We start from the raw sequence: 18,682 nt of genomic DNA on the forward strand, positions 1-18,682 counted from the left end.
CGATGGATACCCTGCATCTGCTTCCCGGCCAGCTGACCCTGGCCCAACTGCGCGCCGCCTACCAGGCCCCCGTGCGCATCAGCCTGGACACCTCGGCGTACGCGGCCATCGATGCCAGCGTCGCCTGCGTCAACCAGATCGTCGCCGAGGGCCGCACCGCCTACGGCATCAACACCGGCTTCGGCCTGCTGGCCTCCACCCGCATCGCCAATGCCGACCTGGAGAAGCTGCAGCGCTCGCTGGTGCTGTCGCATGCCGCCGGCATCGGCGAGCCGCTGGACGACGCCATGGTGCGGCTGATCCTGCTGCTGAAGATCAACAGCCTGGCGCGCGGCTTCTCCGGCATCCGCCGCAAGGTGATCGAGGCGCTGGTCGCCCTGGTCAACGCCGAGGTCTATCCGCACATCCCGCTCAAGGGCTCGGTGGGCGCCTCTGGCGACCTGGCGCCGCTGGCGCACATGTCGCTGGTGCTGCTCGGCGAGAGCCAGGCGCGGCACAAGGGCGAATGGCTGCCGGCGACCGAGGCGCTGGCCGTGGCCGGCCTGGAGCCCATGACCCTGGCCGCCAAGGAGGGCCTGGCCCTGCTCAACGGCACCCAGGTCTCCAGCGCCTATGCCCTGCGCGGGCTGTTCGAGGCTGAAGACCTGTACGCCGCCGCCACCGTCTGCGGCGCCCTCAGCGTCGAGGCCATGCTCGGCTCGCGGGCGCCCTTCGATGCGCGCATCCACGCCGCCCGCGGTCAGCGCGGGCAGATCGACGCGGCCGCCGCCTACCGTCACCTGCTCGGCGCCAGCAGCGAGATCGGCCGCTCCCACGCCGCCTGCGACAAGGTGCAGGATCCGTACTCCCTGCGCTGCCAGCCGCAGGTGATGGGCGCCTGCCTGACCCAGCTGCGCCAGGCCGCCGAGGTGCTGGCGGTAGAGGCCAACGCGGTGTCGGACAACCCGCTGGTGTTCGCCGCCGAGGGCGACGTGATCTCCGGCGGCAACTTCCACGCCGAACCGGTGGCCATGGCCGCCGACAATATCGCCCTGGCCATCGCCGAGATCGGTTCGCTGTCCGAGCGGCGTATCTCGCTGATGATGGACAAGCACATGTCGCAGCTGCCGCCGTTCCTGGTCGCCAATGGCGGGGTGAACTCCGGCTTCATGATCGCTCAGGTCACTGCGGCGGCATTGGCCAGCGACAACAAGGCCCTGGCCCATCCGCACAGCGTCGACAGCCTGCCCACCTCGGCCAATCAGGAAGACCACGTGTCGATGGCGCCCAACGCCGGCAAGCGCCTGTGGGAGATGGCCGCCAACACCCGCGGTGTGCTCGCCGTGGAGTGGCTGGGCGCTTGCCAGGGCCTGGATTTCCGTGAGGGCCTGCACAGCTCGCCGGCCTTGGAGCAGGCCCGTCAGGCCCTGCGCGCCGAGGTGCCGTACTACGTGGAGGACCGGTTCTTCGCCCCGGATATCGCCGCGGCGGACGAGCTGCTGCAACGCCAGGTGCTGACGCCGTTGTTGCCGGCGGGGATGTTGCCTTCGCTGGGTTGAGCACGTTGCCCCTCTCCCGCGGTGGGGGAGGGGCGCTATCATCTGCGCACCGGGTCGTTACCCAAGGAGCCGCAGTGACCAGCACAACCCCGCGCTACAAGGCGATCGAGGATTTCCTCCTCGAGCGCATCCATGGCGGCGCCTACCCGGTCAACCATCAGATCCCCCCGGAAGAGCAGCTGGCTCGCGACTTCGACGTCAGCCGCATGACCGCCAACAAGGCGATCAACAACCTGGTGCAGAAGGGCTACCTGGTGCGCCAGGCCGGTCTCGGCACCTTCGTCACCGACCGCAAGGCCGAGTCTTCGCTGCACGAGGTGCTCAACATCGCTGCCGAAGTGCGTGGCCGTGGCCATGCCTACAGCAACGACGTGCTGCGCTGCGAGGCGGTGGAGGCCGACGACGAGGTGGCCCTGCGCCTCGGCCTGCGCCTGGGCGCCCAGGTGTTCCACAGCATCCTGGTGCACCGCGAGGACGGTGTGCCGATCCAGCTCGAGGATCGTTACGTCAATCCGCGCTGGGTGCCGCACTACCTGGACAGCGACTTCTCCCAGCAAACGCCCAACGAGGTGCTGGTGGCCAGCTGTCCGATCGCCGATGTCGAGCACGTGGTTGAGGCGGTGCTGGTGGACGCACAGACCGCCGCCTGGTTGGACATCGACCCCGCCTCGCCGTGCCTGTCGATGATCCGTCGCACCTGGTCGGCCGAGCACCTGATCAGCTACGCCCGCCTGATCCACCCCGGCGCCCGCTACAAGCTGCGTTCGCGCATGAAGCGGCGCTGAGGCGCGCCGCTCGCCGCGCCGCTAGCCGCTTCGCTTAGCGACCGCCCGTCGATCCGGTTTCTTATCCCGCGCTCAGTGGTTAGGCTCTGGGGTCTACCGTGCCAACGGACGAGACGATGGATCGACAAGCGAAGCAATTCGAGCTGGCGCTGGAGCGCCTGTACCGTGAGGAATCGCGCCGGGTGCTGGCCACTCTGATTCGCCTGCTGGGCGACTTCGACCTGGCCGAGGAGGCCCTGCACGAGGCCTTCCGCGCGGCCATGGAGCAGTGGCCGGAGCAGGGCGTGCCGGACAATCCGCGGGCCTGGCTGGTCTCGGCCGGGCGCTTCAAGGCCATCGACCAGCTGCGCCGCCAGGCGCGCTTCCAGGCCCTCGACGATGTGGAGGAGCCGGCCGGCGGCGAGGCCTGGGACGGCGAGCATCTGGAAGACGACCGCCTGCGCCTGATCTTCACCTGCTGCCACCCGGCCCTGGCGCCCGACGCCCAGGTCGCGCTGACCCTGCGCGAGATCTGCGACCTCACCACCGAGGAAATCGCCAGTGCCTTCCTGGCCACGCCACCAACCATCGCCCAGCGCATCGTGCGGGCCAAGAACAAGATCCGCGACGCGCGCATCCCCTATGAAGTCCCCGGCCGCAGCGAGCTGCCCGAGCGCCTGGAGGCGGTGCTGCGGGTGGTCTACCTGGTGTTCAACGAGGGCTATTTCGCCAGCAGCGGCGACGAGCTGACCCGCCAGCACCTGTCCGCCGAGGCCATCCGCCTCGGTCGCCTGCTGTGTGAGCTGCTGCCCGAGGCCGAAGTGCGCGGCCTGCTGGCGCTGATGCTGCTGCAGGAGTCGCGCCGCGCCGCGCGCAGCGATGCCGATGGCCTGCCGGTGCTGCTGGAAGAGCAGGACCGCAGCCTGTGGGACCGTGAGCTGATCGCCGAAGGCGAGGCGCAGATCCAGACCGCCTTCGCCTCCGGCGAGATCGGCCCCTACTGCCTGCAGGCCGCCATCGCCGCCGTGCATGCCGAGGCGCCGAGCGTCGAGGCCACCGACTGGGCGCAGATCGTCGCCCTGTACGAGGTGCTGCTGGCGGCCAACCCGTCGCCGGTGATCGAGCTCAACCGCGCGGTGGCCCTGGCCATGCGCGACGGCGCCGACGCCGGGCTGCGCCAGGTGGAGGCGATCCTCGAACGCGGCGAGCTGGGTGACTACCACTTAGCGCATGCCGCCCGCGCCGACCTCAACCGCCGCCTGGGCCGCTGGGACGAGGCGCGCAGTGCCTACCAGCGGGCGCTGCAGCTCAGCCAGCAGGGCATGGACCGGCAGTTTCTCGAGCGCCGCCTGGCCGAGTTGCCGGACGCCTGAAAAATATTTTGCGCGGCCCTGTCGAATTGTCGATGTGGCGCTCGACCAGAAGGTGACAGCAGCGATTTCCGCTGCCAGGGAGGAGAGCGATGAAATACCTGTGCCTGATCTACAGCGACGAGAACATCCTGCACAACTCGCCGGACAGCCCGCGCGACGGCGAGTGCTTCGACTACTTCCAGAGCGTGCAGCAGAGCGGCCGCATGTTGGCCGCCGAACCGCTGGAGTCGGTGGCCACCGCCACCACGGTGCGCGTGCGCGGCGGCAAGCTGAGCATCACCGACGGTCCCTTCGCCGAGACCAAGGAGCAGCTGGCCGGCTTCTACCTAATCGAGGCGCGCGACCTCAACGAGGCACTGCAGATCGCCGGCGGCATTCCCGCCGCGCGGGTCGGCAGCGTCGAAGTGCGGCCGGTGCGCCAGCTGCAACTCGAGGGCTGAAGTCGTGTGCCCGTTCTGTCTGGCCGCGCTGGCATTGGGTAGCGCCAGCGTCGCCGGTGCCGGCGGCATCGGTCTGTGGCTCGGCTGCCGCCGCGCTGCCACGAGGAGGAACAACGATGAATCCTGATTACCCGAAGGTCGCCAGCCGCGAGGAGTGGCTGGCCGCCCGCCTGCAGCTGCTCGCCCAGGAGAAGGCGCTGACCCACCAGCGCGATAGGCTCAACGCCCAGCGCCGTGCCTTGCCGATGGTGGCGATCGACGCCGACTACCGCTTCACCGGGCCGCAAGGCGAGGTCGGCCTGGCCGATCTGTTCGCCGGGCGCAGCCAGCTGATCGTCTACCACTTCATGTTCCATCGCGACAAAGGCGAGGGCTGCCCCGGTTGCTCCTTCCTAGCCGACAACATCGGCCACCTGGCCCACCTGCATGCCCGCGACACCAGCCTGGTGCTGGTCTCCAACGCGCCGCTGGCGGAGCTGGAAGCCTTCAAAAGACGCATGGGCTGGAGCCTGCCCTGGTACTCGTCGTTCGGCAGTCGCTTCAACTACGACTTCCACGTGACCATCGACGCCAGCCAGGCGCCGGTCGAGTACAACTATCAGGACGAGGCCGAGCTCAAACGCATGGGCCAGCTGGACATGATCAAGGGCGAGCTGCCCGGCGCCAGCGTGTTCCTGCGCGACGGTGAGCGGGTGTTCCACACCTACTCCACCTATGCCCGCGGCCTGGACATGCTGATGAACGCCTACCACTACCTCGACCTCACGCCGTTCGGCCGTGGCGAGGGCTGGGGCGGTATGGCCAACGTCAATGGCAAGGGTATGAACTGGACCCGCCTGCACGACCAATACGAAGGCGCGACTGCGGCCCGCCACGACTGCTGCGCCTGAGCGCGAGGAGAGATTCATGAGCACCATAAACAGTGAACTGAAGGCCCTGACCACCAGCTGGGAGGCGGCCAACAAGGCCCGCGACGTCGACGCCATCCTCGGCCACTACGCCGAGGACCTGGTGGCCTTCGATGCCATCCTGCAACTGCAGTTCAAGGGCCGCGAGGTGTACAAGGCGCACTGGAAGAACTGCCTGGAGATGTGTCAGGGGCCGATGACCTTCGAGGTACACCAGCTGCAGCAGTGGGGCGAGGGCGATGTCGGCTTCGGCCACTTCCTCTGCCACTGCGGCGGCACCGACAACGAGGGCAACACGCACAACTGCTGGATGCGCGTGACCCAGGGTTACCGGCGCATCGGCGGGCAGTGGCGCATCGTCCACGACCACTTCTCCGCACCCTTCGACCCGGAGAGCGGCCAGGCACTGTTCGAACTGCAGCCGTGAATGAAGCGGAGCCGCCCCAGGCGGCCCACGAGGAGATAATGACAATGCAAGGAAAGAAGAGCATGAGCATTCTGATCGTCGTCGTACTGCTGGTCGCCGGCCTGGCGGTGTTCGTCGCCAGCCGCCCGGACCAGTTCCGCGTCGAGCGCAGCGCGCTGATCCAGGCGCCGCCCGCCGCGCTGCAGGCGCAGATCGAGGACTTCCACCAATGGCCGCACTGGTCGCCCTGGGCGCGCCGCGACCCGGCCATGAAAGTTGACTACGAGGGCGCCGAACGCGGCGTCGGCGCCACGCAGCGCTGGGTCGGCAACAAGGAGGTGGGCAAGGGTAGCGCGACCATCCTCGAGAGCGAGCCGGGCCAGCGCGTGCTGATCCAGCTGGAGTTCCTCGAACCCTTTCGCGCCAGCAACCTGGCCGAGTTCCGCTTCCAGCCCGAGGGCGGCGGCACCCGCGTGAGCTGGAGCATGAGCGGCCACAACGGCTTCATCGGCAAGGCCATGGGCCTGGTGTTCAACATGGACAAGATGGTCGGCGGCGATTTCGAGCAGGGCCTGCAGCAGCTGCGTATGCGCGTGGAGGAGAGCTGAGGGGGTACAATCGCGCTTTTGCTGCCTGGCTAAGGAGTAATCGTGGAATCGGTGATTTCCGTCGAGAACCTGAGCAAGACCTACAAGTCCGGTCATCCGGCGCTGCAGAACATCAATCTGGATATCCGCCAGGGAGAGATCTTCGCCCTGCTCGGCCCCAACGGCGCCGGCAAGACCACCCTGATCAGCATCATCTGCGGCATCGTCAACCCGGGCACGGGCCAGGTGCGCGTGGCCGGCCACGACATCAAGGCCGACTACCGCGCGGCGCGCTCGGCCATCGGCCTGGTGCCCCAGGAGCTGGTCAACGACGTGTTCGAGACGGTCTGGGCCACGGTGAAGTTCAGCCGCGGCCTGTTCGGCAAGAAGCCCAACCCGCAGTACCTGGAGCAACTGCTCAAGGACCTGTCGCTGTGGGACAAGCGTGACGCCAAGATCTTCGAACTGTCCGGCGGTATGAAGCGCCGGGTGATGATCGCCAAGGCGCTTTCCCACGAGCCGTCGATCCTGTTCCTCGACGAGCCCACCGCCGGCGTCGACGTGGAGCTGCGCCGCGACATGTGGAACATGGTGCGCCGCCTGCGCGAGCGCGGCGTGACCATCATCCTCACCACCCACTACATCGAGGAGGCCGAGGAGATGGCCGACCGCATCGGGGTGATCCGCAAGGGCGAGATCATCCTGGTGGAGGACAAGGACGTGCTGATGCACAAGCTCGGCAAGAAGCAGCTGACCGTGCAGCTCAAGCACCCGCTGGGCAGCGTGCCGGTCGAGCTGGCCGGCCACGGCCTGGAACTGGCCGACGAGGGCCATGCACTGGTCTACACCTTCGACGCCCAGCGCGAGCACACCGGCATCGCCGAGCTGCTCAAGGACCTTGCCCAGCACGGCATCGACTTCAAGGACCTGCAGTCCAGCGAGAGCTCGCTGGAAGACATCTTCGTCAGCCTGGTCCATGAGAAGGAGCGCGCATGAACCTGCAAGCCATCAAGTCGATCTACCTGTTCGAGCTGCACCGCACCTGGCGCACTCTGCTGCAGAGCATCGCCACCCCGGTGATCACCACCTCGCTGTACTTCGTGGTGTTCGGCTCGGCCATCGGTTCGAGCATGACCGAGGTGCACGGGGTCAGCTACGGCGCCTTCATCGTGCCGGGCCTGATCATGCTGGCGCTGCTCACCGAGAGCATCGGCAACGCCTCGTTCGGCATCTACATGCCGAAGTACTCGGGGACCATCTACGAGCTGCTGTCGGCGCCGGTGTCGTTCTTCGAGATCCTGGTCGGCTATGTCGGCGCGGCGGCGACCAAGTCGGTGATCCTCGGCCTGATCATCTTCGCCACCTCGTCGCTGTTCGTCGATTTCGAGGTGGCCCATCCGTTCTGGGCGCTGGCCTTCCTGCTGCTGACGGCCATCACCTTCTGCCTGTTCGGCTTCATCATCGGCGTGTGGGCCGACGGCTGGGAAAAACTGCAGGTGGTGCCGGCGCTGATCGTCACCCCGCTGGCCTTCCTCGGCGGCAGCTTCTACTCGATCAGCATGCTGCCGGAGCTGTGGCAGAAACTGACCCTGTTCAACCCGGTGGTGTATCTGATCAGCGCGTTCCGCTGGGCCTTCTTCGGTGTGGCCGACGTCAATCTGGGCCTGAGCGTCGGCATGATCCTCGGCTTCCTGCTGGCCTGCGTGCTGGTGGTCAGCTGGATCTTCAAGACCGGTTACCGGCTGCGCCACTGAGGGGTAGGTGAAGAAAGAACGGAGGCCGCGGCCTCCGTTTTTCATGGAGGGGAGGGCCGCCGGGGCGAGCGGCGAGGGGCCACTACGCAAAAACGCGGGCGATTACCTAGTATGAAATCAGCCGCTGCTCGCGGCGCGCTATGCCTGCGCCAGCTCTCCCCGATAACAAGAGACACTCCCGCCATGAGCATCAAGAGCAAACTGTTGACCAGTTTTCTGGTGGCGACCCTGGTCCCCGTGCTGATCGTGGCGCTGCTGACCATTCGCAACGTGACGCAGCAGGCCAAGACCCACTTCCACGAGGCCAGCAGCCTGGATGTGCGGCTGGTCGACAACACCTTCGTCACCTTCTTCGATTCGGTCGGTTACACCGTCTCCGCGCTGGCCGACTACCCCGCGCTACGCGACACCGCCGGCGGCGAGCTGAGCAACTACTTCGGCGAGAAGCGCAAACCCAGTGAGGTCGCCACCGCCAATGGTGGTCGCGAGAAGCAGGTGTTCGACTACTTCTCCAGCATCGGCAACAACAACCCGACCTTCGGCTACGTCTACATGAGCGATACCAACGGCGCCTATGTGGAGTGGCCGGGTACCGGCGAATACGGCGACTGGGACCCGCGCAAGCGGCCCTGGTACGACATCGGCAAGAACGCCAACTTCACCCTGGCGCGCCGCGACGGCTACTACTGGGAGCCGGACGACGCGGTGTACGTCTCGGTGCTCAAGGGCTTCAAGGACCAGGCCGGCGCCTTCGCCGGGGTGGTGGCGGTGGACGTGTCGCTCAAGGCACTGACCGACATGACGCAGAAGATCCGCTTCGGCGAGACCGGCTTCTTCATGCTGGTGGAGAGCAGCGGCACCGTGCTGGTCGACGGCCAGCAGCCGGAGCACAACTTCAAGAAGCTCAGCGAGCTCAAGGACGACTACTTCGCCACCATCGCCCAGACCGACAACGGCCTGATCGAGGTGAGTATCGATGGCGTCGACTACATGGCCAACGTCTACACCTCGCCTGAGCTGGGCTGGAAGTTCATCGGCTTCATGCAGAGCGACGAGATCTTTGCCAACGCCCATCAGCTGGCCTGGCAGACCCTGGTGGTCTCCGCCGTGCTGGTGCTGCTGTTCGGCATCGCCGGGGTGATCATCGCCAACCGCATCGTCACGCCGATCAACCTGGTCAAGGAGGGCCTGCGCACCATCGCCCAGGGCGAGGGCGACCTGACCCGCCGCCTGGACCTGCTGAGCCAGGACGAAACCGGCGAGCTGGCCAACTGGTTCAACCAGTTCATCGAGTCGACCCAGGCGATGATCAAGGTGATCAAGGACAACGCCATCAGCATGCATGGCGTTTCCAGCCAGACCAACGAGCGCACCACGGCCATGTCCGCCAGCCTGCAGCATCAGCTCAGTGCGGTGGAGCAGATCGTCACGGCGGTGACCGAGATGTCCTCCGCCGCCAACGAGGTGGCGCAGACCTGCGTGCGCACGGCTGACGCCTCCAAGCAGGGCCTGGACGCGACCAGCAACGGCAAGGAGGTGATCGGCCGCAGCACTGCCGGGGTCAACAAGCTGGGCGCCAGCATCCTCGAGTCGAGCAAGGTGATCCAGGAGCTGGAGCGCGAGACGGTGAGCATCAACAACATCCTCTCGACCATCCAGCAGATCGCCGAGCAGACCAACCTGCTGGCGCTCAACGCGGCCATCGAGGCGGCCCGCGCCGGCGAGCAGGGCCGCGGCTTCGCGGTGGTGGCGGACGAGGTGCGCAACCTGGCCAAGCGCACCCAGGATTCCACCGGCGAGATCAACAAGATCCTCAATCTGCTGGTCAGCCGCATCAGCGAAGTGACGACGAGCATGGACCACAGCCTGAGCGAGTCCGGCAAGGCGATCGAGCTGGCCAGCGAGGTGATGGGCGCCTTCGAGAGCATCGAGGGCGCCATGCAGATGATCCGCGACATGACCATGCAGATCGCCACGGCCACCGAGGAGCAGCATCTGGTGACCGAGGACATCAACCAGAACATCGTCGCCATCAACGATTCGGTGAGCCAGGTCTCCAGCCAGGCCATGGAGGTGGAGCAGTACTCCCACGAGCAGCGCGAGCTGAGCAGTGCGCTCAAGCAGCTGGTGGGGCGCTTCCGTACCGAGTGAGGCGCATTTTTACCAGCCTGCGTCGCTCGGCGCAGGCGTCACGCGCGGAGGCCTGAAGAGTGCCTCAGCACTCGATGATGTTCACCGCCAGGCCACCCCTGGCGGTTTCCTTGTACTTGCTCTTCATGTCCGCCCCGGTCTCGCGCATGGTGCGGATCACCCGATCCAGCGAGATGAAGTGCTGGCCGTCGCCGCGCAGGGCCATGCGCGCGGCGTTGATCGCCTTCACCGAGCCCATGGCGTTGCGCTCGATGCAGGGCACCTGGACCAGCCCGCCGACCGGGTCGCAGGTCAGACCGAGGTTGTGCTCCATGCCGATCTCGGCGGCGTTCTCCACCTGCTGGATGGTCCCGCCGAGCACCTCGCACAGGGCGCCGGCGGCCATCGAACAGGCCACCCCGACCTCGCCCTGGCAGCCGACCTCGGCGCCGGAGATCGAGGCGTTCTCCTTGTACAGGATGCCGATGGCCGCGGCGGTGAGCAGGAAGCGCACCACGCCGTCGTCATTGGCACCGGGCACGAAGCGCCGGTAGTAGTGCAGCACCGCCGGCACTATGCCAGCCGCGCCGTTGGTGGGGGCGGTGACCACGCGGCCGCCGGTGGCATTCTCCTCGTTCACCGCCAGGGCGTAGAGGTTGACCCAGTCGATCACCGTCAGCGGGTCGCGCAGGCTGGCCTCGGGGTTCTCGCTGAGCTGGCGGTGCAGGGCGGCGGCGCGGCGACGCACCTTGAGGCCGCCGGGCATGATGCCCTCGTTGCGGCAGCCGGCGGTGACGCAGTCCTGCATCACCTGCCAGATCTTCAGCAGGCCGGCGCGAGTCTCGGCCTCGGGGCGCCAGGCGGCCTCGTTGGCCAGCATCAGCTGGCTGATCGACAGGCCGTGCGCGTTGCACTGGGCCAGCAGCTCCTTGGCGGTCTTGAACGGGTAGGCTAGCGGGGTCTGGTCCTCGACGATGCGGTCGGCGCCGGCGGCTTCCTCGTCCACCACGAAGCCGCCGCCTACCGAGTAGTACTCGCGGGAGCGGACCTGCAGGCCGGCGGCGTCGAAGGCGCGGAAGATCATGCCGTTGGGGTGGAAGTCGAGCGGCTTGCGGATCATCGCCAGATGTTCCTTCTCGACGAAGCGGATCGGCTTGTCGCCGCCCAGCTTCAGCTCGCCGCTGGCGCGCATGGCGGTGAGGCGGCTGTCGATGGTCGAGGTATCGACGCTGTCCGGCTGATCGCCCTCCAGGCCCAACAGCACTGCCTTGTCGCTGCCATGGCCCTTGCCGGTGGCGCCGAGGGAGCCGTACAGCTCGACCTTCAGGCTGTGCGTGACGTCGAACAACCCTTCTCGCCGCAGACCCTCGACGAAGCGCGCCGCGGCGCGCATCGGCCCGACGGTGTGGGAGCTGGAAGGGCCGATACCGATCTTGAACAGGTCGAAAACGCTGAGGGACATGAAGGGCTCCGGTGACTGATGGGTCACAGCTTACACCCGGATGCCGACAAAGACGGTCATGGATGCGACCGGCAGTTACCTTTCTCCGCCCACCAGCCGCTGCTTGTCCGGTTGCGCATGCTGCGGATGATGAGCAATTACTGCCCGGAGAGCGGCGTTAGAATGCCGGCCTTCTCTGGAGGTGCGGACATGAGCGAGCAGTACGGCGTCGGCGACGCCTCATACCGAGCCGCAGGTGGCATCGACGGCCTGCACCGCCTGGTCGACGACTTCTACCGCTGCATGGACGAGCTGCCCGAGGCCGCCGAGGTGCGTGCGATGCATCCGGCAAGCCTGGATTCGGCGCGCGACAAGCTGGCCTGTTTCCTCAGTGGCTGGCTCGGCGGACCCAAGCTGTTCGGCGAGAAGTACGGGCCCATCGCCATTCCCAGCTTCCACGCCCAGTGGCTGATCGGCGAGGTGCAGGCCGAGGCCTGGCTGACCTGCATGGCCCGCGCCATCGAGCGGCAGCACTACGCCCCCGAGTTTGCCGAATACCTGCTGACCCAGCTGCGCGTGCCGGCCCGGCGCATCGTCCAGGCCAGCAGCGCGCGCCACTCCGGATAACACGGCGAGCATCGGCCCCGGGCATAGCCACTATCGAGAGCAGCGATTTCCGCCCGAATGTGCGCCCGCCTAGAGTGGTCACACGTTCAGAGGAGATCAGCAGATGCCCCGCATCGACATCATGTCCATGATTGGCAGCGCCGTCCCGGCGCCGCTACGCAGCAGTGGCCATCTGGCCTGCTGGTACGTGCTGGTCGATGGCCAGCAGCATCTCGGCCCGTATGTGTCGCCCGACCTGGCTCTTGATGCCAAGCGTCACGTCGAGCGCCAATTGGGCCTGCACTGATCCCCTGATAGCGAATGCTCCAGCGCCGACAAGGCGCTTTAGGCAGCCCCGGCTGCCCGTTTATTCCCCTTGCCCGCCCCGCTCCGGCGGGCTTTTTTTGTCCACTCAGCGCACCCGTTCGCGGCTCTGCACCGCCAGGTCCAGGGCCTTCTGCATGTCCAGGCGTGCGGAGCGGCCGACGTCCTTGTCGTCCAGCTGGTAGTTGCGCTCGGACGGCAGGATCGGTGCGGTCAGGTCCTCGGCGTCCATCGGCTCGAAGTCGTAGTCGCCGCCGATGGTCATGGCGCTACGGCGCAGCAGCATGCGCAGCTGATCCGGCTGCAGCTCGGGGTTGATCGACAGCATGGCCGCCACCACACCGGCCACCATCGGCGTGGCGTAGGAGGTGCCGCAATGCACCTCGCCACGCTCGCCGTCGCCCAGGGTCGAGGCGCGGGTGCAGGCCGAGGCGGTGATGTCCACGCGCATGTCGATGTTCGATGAGCTGCGCTTGATCACGTAGTCCGGATCGTCCACCGCTACGTCCTGCTTCTGGCTGCGCTGGTGGCCGCCGACCACCAGCAGCTGGTCGGTGATGAAGGAGGAGGGCAGGCGGTACTCGTCGGTGCCGGAGAAGGCCGCGCCGTTGCCGGCCGAGTTGATCACCACCACGTCCGGGTGCTCGCGGCGCAGCCAGAGGAAGAACTCTTCCAGCAGCTCCTCGTAGCCGCTCATGGCCAGGCCGGAGCGGATCAGCGAATCTACCTCGTCGCCGGCGACATTCTTCGCCCCGACCCGGTGGATGCCCCAGCTCCAGTTGAGCACCCGCGCGCCATCCTCGACCAGGTTGACCGAGGCGGCCACGTTGGCGGTGATGCCGGCGTCGGAGTTGCGCTCGACTATGACCTCGAAGCCCGGCCCGGCGTCGTCCAGGGCGCGCAGGAAGCCGCTGTTGCCACCGCGCTCGGGGTGTGCAGCGAGGATGCCGGCCACCGTGCTGCCGTGATTGTCGGGCTGGTCCGAGTCGCGGGCGTAGAGGCAGGTGCGCTTGTCCGGCTGGCAGCCGCCGAGCTGGTCGGCGAAGTCCGCCGCGTCGAAGTCGACGTTGCGCTCGATCACGCCGATGCGCACCGGCTTGGTCGCGACCGGCGCCTGCTTGGCGGGGATGCGCCGGCGGTAGTAGTTCACCGCGTCGGCGAAGCGGTTGGCCGCCCACTCGTCTTCGCTGGGCTGCTGCGGCACCTGGCTGTGCTCGCTTTCCTCGCCTTTCTCCGGGGCCGATTCCTCGACTATCACCGCGTCCACGCTGGCCTCGCTGCCCAGGCGCAGGATCAGCGCATCGCGCTGCACCAGGTCCTTGGCCGGCAGGCGCAGCTGGTACACGTTCAGCGGCGGAATGGCTCCGACCACCTGGGCGCCGTAGCGCTTGGCCAGGCGTTCGGCCTCCGTGCGGCCGTCGTGTTTCTCCTCGATCAGCAGGCTGACCAGGTCCAGGTAGGTGGTCAGGCCGTCCATGTTCTTCGCCACCTCGTCCGGGCCGGCGGCCAGCACCTGGCTGCTGCCGCGCGACAGCCACACCGGGTTGCTGCGCCGCTCACCCTGCTGCAGCCACAGCGGCGCGCTGGGGCCCTTGGGCAGGTCCAGGCGCAGGCTCTGGCCATCGCGCTCGATCCGCTCGGCTGTCAGGGGCGTATCGCCCAGATGCACCTGCAACTCGCCCTCGCTCAGTCCGCGCGTACGCAGGCAATACCGGCTGGCTTCCTGTTGCAGCAGGTCGCCGCAACGCTGCAGCTGGGTGATGCGCAGCGGCTCTGCGGCAGGCAGCAGCGGGGCGGCGGACAACAGGGCGAGCAGGGCGGCGCGGGCGAACACGGCGGCGATCTCCTTGGGCTGTCTGGCACTAGACCCGCGCTGCGTCTGTCGCGTTCATGCCGCGTCGCCAGCCTGCGCAAGAACGATCAAGCGCCGGGCATACTGGCCGCCGATACTGCCGGCGCAACGTGAGGAGCGAACATGGACCCCATCGGCAAGGCCCTCTGGCTGATCGAGACCGATCTCGAAGGACGTCTGGATCTGCAGGACATCGCCGACGCCTGCGGGCTGTCGCGCTTCGGCATGGCGCGGGCCTTCGTGGTCGCCACCGGCTGGCCGGTGATGCGCTATGCCAGGGCGCGGCGCCTGAGTCGGGCGGCGCGGCGGCTGGCCGAGGGTGCCCAGGACATTCTCGGCCTGGCACTGGAGGCGGGTTATGGCTCCCACGAGGCATTCACCCGCGCGTTCCGCGAGCAGTTCGGCATCACGCCGGAGGCCTTGCGGGCGAGCGGCCATCTGGATGGCATCGAACTGAGGGAGGCCATGCGCATGCAACCCACCACCACTTACCCACTTGCCGAACCGCGCTTCGAGCAGGGCAAGGAACTGCTGATCGCCGGGCTCGGCGAGCGCTTCAGCGTCGACAAGTCCCAGGGCATCAGTTCGCTCTGGCAACGCTTCGTGCCCTACATCGGCAAGGTGCCGGGGCAACAGGGCTGGGAGACCTTCGGCCTGTGTCACAGCCCGGACGAGGACGGCAGCTTCGAGTACATCGCCGGGGTGCGGGTCAGCCGTGTCGACGAGCTGCCGCCCGGCTTCGTCCACCAGCGCCTGCCGGCGCGGCGCTACGCGGTGTTCCGCCACACGGGGCATATCTCCAGCATCCATGAGACCTTCGCCGCGATCTTCCAGCGCTGGCTGCCGGCCTCCGGCATGCAGGCCGCGGATGCGCCGGAGTTCGAGCGCTACAGCGCCGACTTCGACCCCATGGCTGGCAAGGGGCACGTGGATATCTGGGTGCCACTGCGCGACTGAAGGGGGCCGTCCGGCCTACACTGCAGGCATTGCTGATGACGATGTCTGCTGATGCCCAGCCCGCTCCAATCCTTTCGCTTGGTTCACCTCGCCGCCCTGCTGTGCGCCGCCCTGGCCTGGCAACCGGTCGGCGCCGCCACGCCCGCGCAGGGGTATCGCGTGGGCGTGGAGCAGGTGGACTACTACCCGATCTATTCGGCCGTGCCGCCGCACAATCACTACCGCGGCTATGCCCGCGACCTGCTGGACCTGTTCGCCGCCCGCGAGAACCTGCGCCTGACCTATGTGGCGCTGCCGGTGCGGCGCCTGTCGCACGCTTACCTGGCCGGCCAGCTGGACCTGATGTTCCCCGACAACCCGCGCTGGGATGTGCAGGAGAAGCCGGCCAGCATCCGCTACTCGCAACCGGTGCTGCAGTTCCAGGACGCCATGCTGGTGCTGCCCAAGCGCCTGGGCCAGCCGCGCGAGAGTTTCCGCAAGCTGGGCTTCGTGCGTGGCTTCACCCCGTGGAAATTCCAGGACGACATCGCCGCCGGCCGGGTCAGCATCCACGAGTCGCCCAACCCCGAGGGGCTGATCCGCATGACCCTGGCCGGCTACATCGATGCCGCCAACATGGCGCGCCAGGTGGCGCGCTTCCACCTCAAGCGCCTGGGCCGGCCGGACAGCCTGGTGGTGCAGCCGCTCCTGCTGCCACAGCGCGACAGCTATTACCACCTGTCGAGCATTCGCCATCCGCAGCTGATCCGTCGTTTCGATGCCTTCCTGCTGCGCGAGCGGCAGGCGGTGCAGGCGCTGAAGAACAAGTACGAGTTATGAGCGCCTGCTGGCCGATTGGCACGACTTGCCCGCCGCGGCGAGTGGCGCGATAGTCGCAGGCCCCACCCGGCGAGACCTGCAATGACGATGGACAGCCTGCGCAGCAACGGACTGAAGCCGACCCTGGTACGCGGCGACCTGATCGACACCCCGCTCGGCGTGATGGTTGCCCTGGTGGATGCCCAGGGCGCCCTGCAGCGCCTGGAATTCCTCGACGACGAGGTGCACGAGCCGCTGATCTGGCGTGGCTACCAGCTGCAGCGCGAGGCCGCGCTGGTGGCGCCCGTGGCGCGCCAGCTGGACGAGTACTTCGCCGGCCGCCGCCGCGAGTTCGAGCTGACCCTGGCGCCGCTGGGCAACGCCTTCCTGCACGAGGCCTGGAAGCACCTGCGCCAGGTGCCCTACGGCACCACCATGACCTACGGCGCCCTGGCCCTGAAGCTGGACCGCAGCACCTCGGCACGCGCCGTGGGCCGCGCCAATGCGGTCAACCCGATCGCCATCATCGTGCCCTGCCACCGCATCATCGGCGCCAACGGCAGCCTCACCGGCTATGCCGGCGGCCTGCACCGCAAGCAGGCGCTGCTGGAGCTGGAGGGCGTGCTTACCCCGGCGCGCCAGCAGTCGCTGCTGTAGGCGTTTCCGGTAGGCGCCGGGAGATTCTTTACGCATTCTTAACGGCCGGGCCCTGGCCGCCAGGCGAGAATTGACGCCCTGAAGTGGTTCGCTGGCCGGTTCGACCGGCCGCCTGCCATGGTCATTTCGCGGCGCCGGATGCCGCGGCTCTCGCTGAGGTGCGTCGTTGAGTTCCCACATCGCGGATGCGGCCGGGCAGTCCCCTAGCCGCTCGTCATCCTTCGGTCTGCTGGTGGCCGCCATCGGCGTGGTCTACGGCGATATCGGCACCAGTCCGCTGTACACCCTCAAGGAAGTCTTCGCCGGCCACTACGGTGTGCGCGTCGATCACGACGGCGTGCTGGGCATTCTCTCGCTGATTCTCTGGTCGCTGCTCTGGGTGGTCTCGCTCAAGTACGTGCTGTTCATGCTGCGCGCCGACAACGGCGGCGAGGGCGGGGTGATGGCGCTCACCGCCCTGGCCCGTCGCGCCACCGCCGCGCACCCACGGCTGAGTGGCGTGCTGGTGCTGCTCGGCCTGTTCGGCACCGCGCTGTTCTACGGCGACAGCATGATCACCCCGGCCATCTCGGTGCTCTCCGCGGTGGAGGGCCTGGACGTGGCATTGCCGGGCATGAGCCACTGGGTGGTGCCGGTCACCGTGATCCTGCTGATCGGCCTGTTCCTGATCCAGAAGCACGGCACCGCGCGCATCGGCATCCTGTTCGGTCCGGTGATGGTGCTGTGGTTCCTGGTGCTGGGCGTGCTCGGCATCCACGGCATCGTGCAGCGCCCCGAGGTGCTGCAGGCGCTCAATCCCTGGTGGGCGGTGAACTTCTTCGTCGCCCATCCGGGCATCGGCGTGACCATTCTCGGCGCCGTGGTGCTGGCGCTGACCGGCGCCGAGGCGCTGTACGCCGATATGGGCCACTTCGGCCGCCTGCCCATCGCCCGCGCCTGGTTCGCCCTGGTGCTGCCGGGCCTGGTGCTCAACTACTTCGGCCAGGGCGCGCTGCTGCTGGAAAACCCCGAGGCGGCGCGCAATCCCTTCTACCTGCTGGCGCCGTCCTGGGCGCTGCTGCCGATGATCGGCCTGGCCACCCTGGCCACCATCATCGCCTCCCAGGCGGTGATCTCCGGCGCGTTCTCCCTCAGCCAGCAGGCCATGCAGCTCGGCTACATCCCGCGCATGCAGGTGCAGCACACCTCCAGCGCGGCCCAGGGGCAGATCTACGTCGGCGTGGTCAACTGGGCGCTGATGGTCGCCGTGGTGCTGCTGGTGATCGGCTTCGGTTCCTCCGGTGCGCTGGCCGCCGCCTACGGCGTGGCGGTGACCACCACCATGCTGATCGACACCCTGCTGGTGTCGGCGGTGATGCTTCTGCTGTGGCGCACGCCGCGCTGGCTGGCCATCCCGGTGCTGCTCGGCTTCCTCCTGGTGGACAGTCTGTTCTTCAGCGCCAACGTGCCCAAGGTGCTCCAGGGCGGCGCCTTCCCGGTGGTGGCCGGCATCGCCCTGTTCCTGCTGATGACCACCTGGAAGCGCGGCAAGCAGATGCTGTTCGCCCGCCTGGACGAAACGGCCCTGCCGCTGCCGGCCTTCCTCGGCAGCATCCGCATTCAGCCGCCGCACCGCGTCAACGGCACCGCCATCTTCCTCAGCGCGCGGCCGGACGCCGTGCCCCACGCGCTGTTGCACAACCTGCTGCACAACCAGGTGCTGCACGAGCAGGTGGTGCTGCTCACCGTGGTCAGCGAGGACGAACCGCGCCTGGCGCCGGAGCGGCGCTTCGAGGTGTCGGCCTATGGCGACGGCTTCTTCCGGGTGATCCTGCACTTCGGCTTCATGGAGGAGCCGGACGTGCCGGCGGCGCTGCGCCTGTGTCATCTGGACGAGCTGGACTTCTCGCCGATGCGCACCACCTACTTCCTCAGCCGCGAGACGGTGATCCCGACCAAGCGCTTCGGCATGGCGCCCTGGCGCGAGCGCTTGTTCGCCTTCCTGCAGAAGAACGCCAACAGCAGCATGAGCTACTTCCAGCTGCCGGTTAACCGGGTGATAGAGCTGGGTACCCAAGTGGAGATCTGAGAGCCTGTCTACGATCCCTTGATCGTCGGCCATGCTGCGTTGAAATGGGACTCGGGCTGCTCATTTACACCTCGTAAAC

At 67.5% G+C, this 18,682-nt stretch carries 18 protein-coding genes and 1 pseudogene; 17 read left to right on the forward strand and 2 right to left on the reverse strand.

Annotation, left to right across the window (positions count from 1 at the left end; genetic code table 11):
• Positions 1-2 precede the first annotated feature (2 nt).
• The 11 genes and pseudogenes from hutH (at position 3) to OH686_RS23420 (ending at position 9,921) form a co-directional block, all read left to right on the forward strand.
• Complete coding sequence (gene hutH, locus OH686_RS16350) at positions 3-1,538, forward strand: histidine ammonia-lyase (protein WP_289533985.1); 1,536 nt, start codon at positions 3-5, stop codon at positions 1,536-1,538.
• 74 nt (positions 1,539-1,612) lie between these two features.
• Positions 1,613-2,323, forward strand: coding sequence for a histidine utilization transcriptional repressor HutC (gene hutC / locus OH686_RS16355; RefSeq protein WP_289533987.1), 711 nt, complete (start codon positions 1,613-1,615; stop codon positions 2,321-2,323).
• Between the two features lie 116 nt (positions 2,324-2,439).
• Positions 2,440-3,675, forward strand: coding sequence for an RNA polymerase sigma factor (locus OH686_RS16360; RefSeq protein WP_289533989.1), 1,236 nt, complete (start codon positions 2,440-2,442; stop codon positions 3,673-3,675).
• An 89-nt stretch (positions 3,676-3,764) separates the two neighbouring features.
• Entirely contained in the window at positions 3,765-4,115 is a 351-nt protein-coding gene (locus tag OH686_RS16365; protein WP_137970969.1) for a YciI family protein, read from the forward strand.
• 116 nt (positions 4,116-4,231) lie between these two features.
• A complete protein-coding gene (locus OH686_RS16370) occupies positions 4,232-5,005 on the forward strand; it encodes a DUF899 domain-containing protein (RefSeq protein WP_289533991.1) in 774 nt (257 codons plus the stop codon).
• 16 nt (positions 5,006-5,021) lie between these two features.
• The gene (locus tag OH686_RS16375) at positions 5,022-5,450 is read left to right on the forward strand and encodes a YybH family protein (RefSeq protein ID WP_289533993.1); all 429 of its coding nucleotides are present in this window, start codon (positions 5,022-5,024) and stop codon (positions 5,448-5,450) included.
• A 62-nt stretch (positions 5,451-5,512) separates the two neighbouring features.
• A complete protein-coding gene (locus tag OH686_RS16380; protein ID WP_289533995.1) occupies positions 5,513-6,037 on the forward strand; it encodes an SRPBCC family protein in 525 nt (174 codons plus the stop codon).
• Positions 6,038-6,079: 42 nt separating this feature from the next.
• Positions 6,080-7,012 (forward strand): ABC transporter ATP-binding protein, encoded by a 933-nt coding sequence (locus OH686_RS16385; protein WP_289533996.1) that lies wholly within the window; start codon positions 6,080-6,082, stop codon positions 7,010-7,012.
• The gene (locus tag OH686_RS16390; RefSeq protein ID WP_289533998.1) at positions 7,009-7,770 is read left to right on the forward strand and encodes an ABC transporter permease; all 762 of its coding nucleotides are present in this window, start codon (positions 7,009-7,011) and stop codon (positions 7,768-7,770) included. The genes OH686_RS16385 and OH686_RS16390 overlap by 4 nt, the downstream gene beginning before the upstream one ends.
• 183 nt (positions 7,771-7,953) lie before the next feature.
• A pseudogene (locus OH686_RS23415) lies at positions 7,954-9,012 on the forward strand (cache domain-containing protein); the annotation flags it as partial.
• Positions 9,013-9,213: 201 nt separating this feature from the next.
• The gene (locus OH686_RS23420) at positions 9,214-9,921 is read left to right on the forward strand and encodes a methyl-accepting chemotaxis protein (protein ID WP_502942819.1); all 708 of its coding nucleotides are present in this window, start codon (positions 9,214-9,216) and stop codon (positions 9,919-9,921) included.
• A 64-nt stretch (positions 9,922-9,985) separates the two neighbouring features.
• On the opposite strand, the gene OH686_RS16400 is transcribed toward OH686_RS23420, so the two are convergent.
• The gene (locus tag OH686_RS16400; RefSeq protein WP_289534002.1) at positions 9,986-11,362 is read right to left on the reverse strand and encodes an L-serine ammonia-lyase; all 1,377 of its coding nucleotides are present in this window, start codon (positions 11,360-11,362) and stop codon (positions 9,986-9,988) included.
• 189 nt (positions 11,363-11,551) lie between these two features.
• On the opposite strand from OH686_RS16400, the gene OH686_RS16405 reads away from it, so the two are divergent.
• Both OH686_RS16405 and OH686_RS16410 read left to right on the forward strand, forming a co-directional pair.
• Complete coding sequence (locus tag OH686_RS16405) at positions 11,552-11,968, forward strand: group II truncated hemoglobin (RefSeq protein WP_289534004.1); 417 nt, start codon at positions 11,552-11,554, stop codon at positions 11,966-11,968.
• Positions 11,969-12,071: 103 nt separating this feature from the next.
• Entirely contained in the window at positions 12,072-12,254 is a 183-nt protein-coding gene (locus OH686_RS16410) for a hypothetical protein (RefSeq protein ID WP_289534006.1), read from the forward strand.
• A 105-nt stretch (positions 12,255-12,359) separates the two neighbouring features.
• On the opposite strand, the gene OH686_RS16415 is transcribed toward OH686_RS16410, so the two are convergent.
• Positions 12,360-14,105: a S8/S53 family peptidase gene (locus tag OH686_RS16415; protein ID WP_289534008.1), complete on the reverse strand. Its 1,746-nt coding sequence runs from the start codon at positions 14,103-14,105 to the stop codon at positions 12,360-12,362.
• Between the two features lie 141 nt (positions 14,106-14,246).
• Here OH686_RS16415 and OH686_RS16420 point away from each other — a divergent pair, with 141 nt between their 5' ends.
• The 4 genes from OH686_RS16420 (at position 14,247) to OH686_RS16435 (ending at position 18,603) form a co-directional block, all read left to right on the forward strand.
• Positions 14,247-15,080, forward strand: coding sequence for an AraC family transcriptional regulator (locus OH686_RS16420; protein WP_289534010.1), 834 nt, complete (start codon positions 14,247-14,249; stop codon positions 15,078-15,080).
• 51 nt (positions 15,081-15,131) lie between these two features.
• Positions 15,132-15,899 carry a substrate-binding periplasmic protein gene (locus OH686_RS16425; RefSeq protein WP_289534012.1) on the forward strand — a complete coding sequence of 256 codons (768 nt, stop codon included), beginning with the start codon at positions 15,132-15,134 and terminating at the stop codon, positions 15,897-15,899.
• 81 nt (positions 15,900-15,980) lie between these two features.
• Positions 15,981-16,535 (forward strand): methylated-DNA--[protein]-cysteine S-methyltransferase, encoded by a 555-nt coding sequence (locus OH686_RS16430; RefSeq protein ID WP_502942746.1) that lies wholly within the window; start codon positions 15,981-15,983, stop codon positions 16,533-16,535.
• 166 nt (positions 16,536-16,701) lie between these two features.
• Positions 16,702-18,603 carry a potassium transporter Kup gene (locus OH686_RS16435; protein ID WP_289534014.1) on the forward strand — a complete coding sequence of 634 codons (1,902 nt, stop codon included), beginning with the start codon at positions 16,702-16,704 and terminating at the stop codon, positions 18,601-18,603.
• The last annotated feature ends 79 nt before the right edge of the window (positions 18,604-18,682 follow it).

The organism is Pseudomonas sp. SO81, from assembly GCF_030374125.1.
GTDB lineage: Bacteria > Pseudomonadota > Gammaproteobacteria > Pseudomonadales > Pseudomonadaceae > Aquipseudomonas.

Coding starts and splice junctions, on each gene's coding strand:
- OH686_RS16390 (WP_289533998.1), top strand. CDS start 7,009: ATGAACCTGCAAGCCATCAAGTCGATCTACCTGTTCGAGCTGCACCGC.
- OH686_RS16365 (WP_137970969.1), top strand. CDS start 3,765: ATGAAATACCTGTGCCTGATCTACAGCGACGAGAACATCCTGCACAAC.
- OH686_RS16380 (WP_289533995.1), top strand. CDS start 5,513: ATGAGCATTCTGATCGTCGTCGTACTGCTGGTCGCCGGCCTGGCGGTG.
- OH686_RS16370 (WP_289533991.1), top strand. CDS start 4,232: ATGAATCCTGATTACCCGAAGGTCGCCAGCCGCGAGGAGTGGCTGGCC.
- OH686_RS16405 (WP_289534004.1), top strand. CDS start 11,552: ATGAGCGAGCAGTACGGCGTCGGCGACGCCTCATACCGAGCCGCAGGT.
- OH686_RS16375 (WP_289533993.1), top strand. CDS start 5,022: ATGAGCACCATAAACAGTGAACTGAAGGCCCTGACCACCAGCTGGGAG.
- OH686_RS16420 (WP_289534010.1), top strand. CDS start 14,247: ATGGACCCCATCGGCAAGGCCCTCTGGCTGATCGAGACCGATCTCGAA.
- OH686_RS16360 (WP_289533989.1), top strand. CDS start 2,440: ATGGATCGACAAGCGAAGCAATTCGAGCTGGCGCTGGAGCGCCTGTAC.
- OH686_RS16400 (WP_289534002.1), bottom strand. CDS start 11,362: ATGTCCCTCAGCGTTTTCGACCTGTTCAAGATCGGTATCGGCCCTTCC.
- OH686_RS16410 (WP_289534006.1), top strand. CDS start 12,072: ATGCCCCGCATCGACATCATGTCCATGATTGGCAGCGCCGTCCCGGCG.
- OH686_RS23420 (WP_502942819.1), top strand. CDS start 9,214: ATGTCCTCCGCCGCCAACGAGGTGGCGCAGACCTGCGTGCGCACGGCT.
- hutH (WP_289533985.1), top strand. CDS start 3: ATGGATACCCTGCATCTGCTTCCCGGCCAGCTGACCCTGGCCCAACTG.
- OH686_RS16430 (WP_502942746.1), top strand. CDS start 15,981: ATGACGATGGACAGCCTGCGCAGCAACGGACTGAAGCCGACCCTGGTA.
- OH686_RS16425 (WP_289534012.1), top strand. CDS start 15,132: ATGCCCAGCCCGCTCCAATCCTTTCGCTTGGTTCACCTCGCCGCCCTG.